Source organism: Brevundimonas sp. CURTG3B2_SDJG, assembly GCF_057364705.1.
In genome coordinates, this window is record NZ_JBNFOJ010000572.1 from 1 (window position 1) to 628 (window position 628).

The following is a 628-nucleotide window of genomic DNA, read 5'->3' on the forward strand; positions in this document are numbered from 1 at the left end:
CCTGGCCGCCGCCCAGGCGCGGCTGGGCGACCGGGTCATCCGCGCGCCCTTCGCCGGCGTGCTGGGGCTCAGCACGGTCACCGCCGGCACTCTGATCAACCCGGGCGCGGTCATCACCACCCTGGACGACATCTCCGTCGTCCGCGTCGACTTCCCGATTCCCGAGCGCTACCTGGCCGCCCTGCGCCCCGGCACGCCCATCACGGCCACCATCGACGCCTATGGCGACGAGGTCTTCAACGGCCGCATCGCCCTGGTCGACACCCGCATCAACGAGCAGACCCGCGCCGTGGTCGCCCGCGCCGAGATTCCGAACCCCGGCGGGCGCATCCGGCCCGGCATGGCGGTGCGCGTGGCCGTCCAGCAAGGGCTGCGCACGGGCGTGGCCGTGCCCGAGGCGGCGGTCCAGTACGAGGGCGACGGCGCTTCGTCTATCGCATCGCCAACGGCGAGCGCGGCTCCACCGCCCAGCGGGTCGAGGTGGAGACCGGGTCCGTCGAAGGCGGCTTCGTCGAGATCGTCTCCGGCCTGTCGGTCAACGACCGGGTGGTGGGCTCGGGCCTGAACCGCATCCAGCCCAACGCCCCCGTGCGGGTGGCCGGGCGGGGCGGAAACGGCGCGGGCGGGG

At 74.4% G+C, this 628-nt stretch carries 1 protein-coding gene; it reads left to right on the forward strand.

The window, feature by feature from the left end:
• Positions 1-565, forward strand: a 565-nt coding sequence (locus AC2W7C_RS18725) for an efflux RND transporter periplasmic adaptor subunit (RefSeq protein WP_486002684.1), incomplete at its 5' end; no start/stop codon positions are given.
• Positions 566-628 lie beyond the last annotated feature (63 nt).